Origin of the sequence: uncultured Campylobacter sp., assembly GCF_938018035.1 — a bacterium.
GTDB lineage: Bacteria > Campylobacterota > Campylobacteria > Campylobacterales > Campylobacteraceae > Campylobacter_B.
Genome location: NZ_CALIJF010000283.1, coordinates 1 through 3,957, shown reverse-complemented (window position 1 = coordinate 3,957; position 3,957 = coordinate 1). Strand labels below are relative to the sequence as shown.

The 3,957-nt window shown below is 48.4% G+C and carries 3 protein-coding genes; 2 read left to right on the top strand and 1 reads right to left on the bottom strand.

Going from position 1 to position 3,957, the window contains the following annotated elements; translation table 11 throughout:
• Nucleotides 1–220 precede the first annotated feature (220 nt).
• The gene (locus Q0257_RS08460) at nt 221–640 is read right to left on the bottom strand and encodes an acyl-CoA thioesterase (protein WP_177386999.1); all 420 of its coding nucleotides are present in this window, start codon (nt 638–640) and stop codon (nt 221–223) included.
• Between the two features lie 184 nt (nt 641–824).
• On the opposite strand from Q0257_RS08460, the gene ciaB reads away from it, so the two are divergent.
• Both ciaB and Q0257_RS08450 read left to right on the top strand, forming a co-directional pair.
• Nucleotides 825–2,639, top strand: a complete 1,815-nt coding sequence (gene ciaB, locus Q0257_RS08455; protein WP_298023999.1) for an invasion protein CiaB — start codon at nt 825–827, stop codon at nt 2,637–2,639.
• A gap of 682 nt (nt 2,640–3,321) precedes the next feature.
• On the top strand, nt 3,322–3,957 hold a 636-nt coding region (locus Q0257_RS08450; RefSeq protein ID WP_298023997.1), incomplete at its 3' end, for a hypothetical protein.

Here is a 3,957-nt window from a genome sequence, read left to right as displayed (position 1 = left end):
AAATTCTAAAATTCTAAAATTCTAAAATTCTAAAATTCTAAAATTCTAAAATTCTGTCTGCGAGGTTTTCTACCAAAATACTGTACAGCAAAATTCCGCGCTTAAAATTATAAAATTTTACGCAGCAAATTCTGTGCACTAAGCCTATCCCACATAAGAATTTTCGCGTTATAAGCTTGACGCTAAAATTCCTTGAGCTAAAACTAAAGTCTGAGAAATTTTAAAATCCGTGCAGCCGCTTGATCTCTGCGCTGATCGGCTTTTTTTGGCCTAATTTGGTCACGCTTACGTAGGTTGCGATCGCGCTGGTTACGTGCAGACACTCGCGAAATCCATCCTCGCCCAGTCGTAGCGCTGCGACCTCGATCTGCACGCGGATAGAGGTATTTCCTACGCTTAATACTTTTGCGTAGCAGCTGATGACATCGCCGATAAATACGGGCTGCTTGAAAGTTACCTCCTGCATCGAGATCGTCACGACCCGCTCGGGCGCTATCTCGCGCGCCGCCGTCGCGCCCGCTAAATCGATCTGCGCTAGTATCCAGCCGCCGAAAATATTGCCCGAGCTATTCGTATCCTTAGGCAGCGCTACGACCTTGATGCGCGGCTCGCCGAAATCGTCTAAGTCTAAATCGCTCATTTTTACTCCTTAAATTTAAAAATCTTGCATTTTAACCGCGCAAATTTAACACTTTTTCGATACAATCGGCAAAAATCTATGCCGAAATTTTAAAATTTTAAGCGGGCGTGAGGATAAAATTTTGCTCGCGAAGCAGGCACATTCCGCTCGTAAAAAGACGATAAAACGGCAAAAAGGATACGCGATGAACGATTTTGCAAAACTTAGCGAGATGGCGGCAAGCGCTAAGGCACGACTAAACGCCCTCTACGACGAGCCGCACGCCGAGCTGATCGCGCGCGGGCTGAAAATTTGCGGCTTTGAGCCGAGCGATACTGCGCGCATCGCCGTGCTGCGCCGCATCGTGGATCTCAAAGAAGATCCGCTGCTGCAGGAATTTCGCCGCTTGGGCTACGATGAGGCACGACAGCGCGAGCTAAAGAGCAAAATGTATGATTTCACGCGCGAAATACACGAGAGCATGCACGAAGCGCTCATCGCCGAGGCGGGCGCGCAGGGGATTTTGCAGCCGTTTTATCTAGAGCTTTTAAAGGGCGTGCACCGCATCGGGCTCGTACTAAGCGATATGCAAAAAAGCTGGCAAGCCCTAATCATCGAAGGCACGAACAAGCGCTTGCAGAGGGAATTTAGCTCGCTTGCGCAGGCGAAGGAATTTTTACTGCAAGAGGAGCTGTTTATGCGCACGCCTCACGGCGAGATCTGCGAGCGCTGCTACGGCGCGATAGTGCAGCGCGATGGCAAATCCCAAATGCTGCCCTACGCCGTGGCATTTGCGGATGAGACGGCAAAGCTGCAGAGTGAATTTAGCGATCTTTTAGAGCGCCTCGTGACGCTTGCCGAAGATGAGAGCGAGCTGGCCTACATCGCGTATCTAAGCAAGCTCAAACAGGCCTTTTGCGAAAAGGACGCTAGCGCGGTGATCGGCGCGTGGCGGGATGCGGAGATCGCGTGGATGGATATAAAAACGCCGCTTCAGATCGGGCATCCGCTCGAATACTACGAGGATGCCTACACGCACGCAGTCGCGCTGGAATGGGACGTCAGGCTTGCGGGCGCGTATGAGTTTAGCGCGGAGGAATTTAAAGCGCGCGTAAGCGAGAGTTTTGAGCGTGCGTATGAAAAAATCGGCGCCGATAACGCCGTCATGCACTCGCTCGTGCTCTCAAACATCGCCAAAACCCAGCTTTACGTCTGCGCGCCGCTGATCTACTACGGCGCCGATCTTAACGGCCTCTTTTCGGCGCAGGTCGTACCCAACGACGAGTTCGTAAGCACCAACTGCGGCAAGAAAATTTTCGCTTTCGTAAATTTCGTCTATGAAAGCGCCAAAGCTAGACCTTTTATGCGGCTAAGCAGCGAAATTTTCGACCTCGATTATCTAAATTTCGGACGCGAAATTTTATTTAAAAAGCCGCAAATTTGGCGCCGCGTCTATGAAATATCGACGATCGGGCACGAGTTCGGGCATATATTTTTCATCGATGCGGACACCGAGGCGCGCATGAACCGCTCGGGGCTTTTTAAGCTCATCGAGGAGTACAAGGCGACCACGGGCGGGCTCGTGAGCTTCTTTTTCCACGAAGAGGCGGAGTTTTGCTTGCCGGTGCTAGATGAGCTGATCCGCCGCGCCGTGGGGCTCATCGCGTGGCAGCGGGTGGAGGAGCTCAAGCCCTACTACTGCGAGGCTCTGATACATCTGAGCTTGCTTTTCGCATCGGGCGTTTTGAAATTTGAACGCAGGCGGTTGGCGGTTAAATTTGACCGCGCAGGCTATGAGAGCTTCAAAGCCGCGTGCTTGCAAAACTATGAGGAGCTGGCGCGGCTTTATTGCGACAAAAAGGACGCGGCGGAATTTTTGTCGCGCTTTGCGGAGCTTAGCGGCGGCGTGTATCTGCCGCGCGAGGCGCAGGTGCGAGAGTTTGTAGAGTTTTACTACTCGCGCTACGAAGCGATCGGCAACGAAACGGATCCTAGCAATGAACGAGCAAAGTGGCTTTAAAATTTCAGCTAGAAACCGCGTCTAAAAACATGAGAAGCGAGTAAAATTTTGCCGTTAAATTTTCTTAAAATTCTGTTTTAAAATTTTATCGGAGCTTTAGAATACGACGTTGAAAAAAGCGTAGAAATTTAACTTAAATTTATGTGGCGAAAGCCGTAATTTAAATTTAACGCGGACGCAGTCCGCACCGCTAGCGTCGCGCAGGTGGGGGTTGGTAAGGGGGCGCCCCACTAACTCCGAGCGCTGCCCCCTTACGAATATCGCGCATAATGCACCCAGACGCTAAGCTATATCCATGAAATTTGATAGAAACTTACAAAATAAAATTTATCACCAAATTCATAGCCCGTGAAATTTATGCCGTGATTTCTATTTTTCTTGGGGCGGGAAGGGGGGCCCAATGCGAGGTCACACTTCTCGCAGGACGCCGCCTCCGCAGCACCGCATTGCTATGCTCGCCCACAAACCCCACCCATCCCCCGACGATGCCAGAGGTACGGACTGCGTCCGAGCATTTTTATTTAACGGCTTGCGTTACATACTTTGATTTTAAAATTCCTCGCTGCAAAATTCTAAATTTAGTAGTAGAATTCCGCACTGGGGAATTACAAAATTCTTCTCGCAAACTATACGCGGAGTTCTTTCGGGATTTTAAAATTCCGCGGAATTTTAAGGGGAAAGCATGAGATATTTTAAAAATTTACTCTCTGATTTAAGGAGCGGCAAGCTCGCGCTGCACCCGATTTTACTCGCGGCGACGTTTTGTGTAATAAGAATATCAGGGCTTTATCTGGTAAGTGAGAAGCTTCAAGACTACCATGATTTAGATATATTGGAATGGTTTTCTATTTGTCTACTTTACGATTTTACGCAATGTGTTTGCTTTGTGGCGATAGGCGCACATTTTGCTTTTGCTGCAGGGTACTCAAACAAAAATAATCAAAACATAAACGATGATAACGCCAACAATCAAGCTCTCGGGTTACAACGCCTAGCAATATTGCGCGCTACTTTATACTCATTTATTTTTATTGCGTGTGTGGTAGGATATCTTACCGCGGATATAAACTACCAAAAATTAAATGTCTTGAATTATTCTCTACCCGCCATGCTAACAAGTGCTCTCATATATTTAATCGCAATCCAAAACTTCATGCCAGTGGCATGGTTTAATATCAATACGGCAAACTATGCAGAAATATTTTCGGTACTCTTGCGCTGGGCTAGCGTGGTGTTAGCGATAGGTTTAGCGCTAATATGGCCGCCAGCTTTGTCATCTTATTTTAGATACGCCTATAAAAAGCGCCTAGCAGAGGAG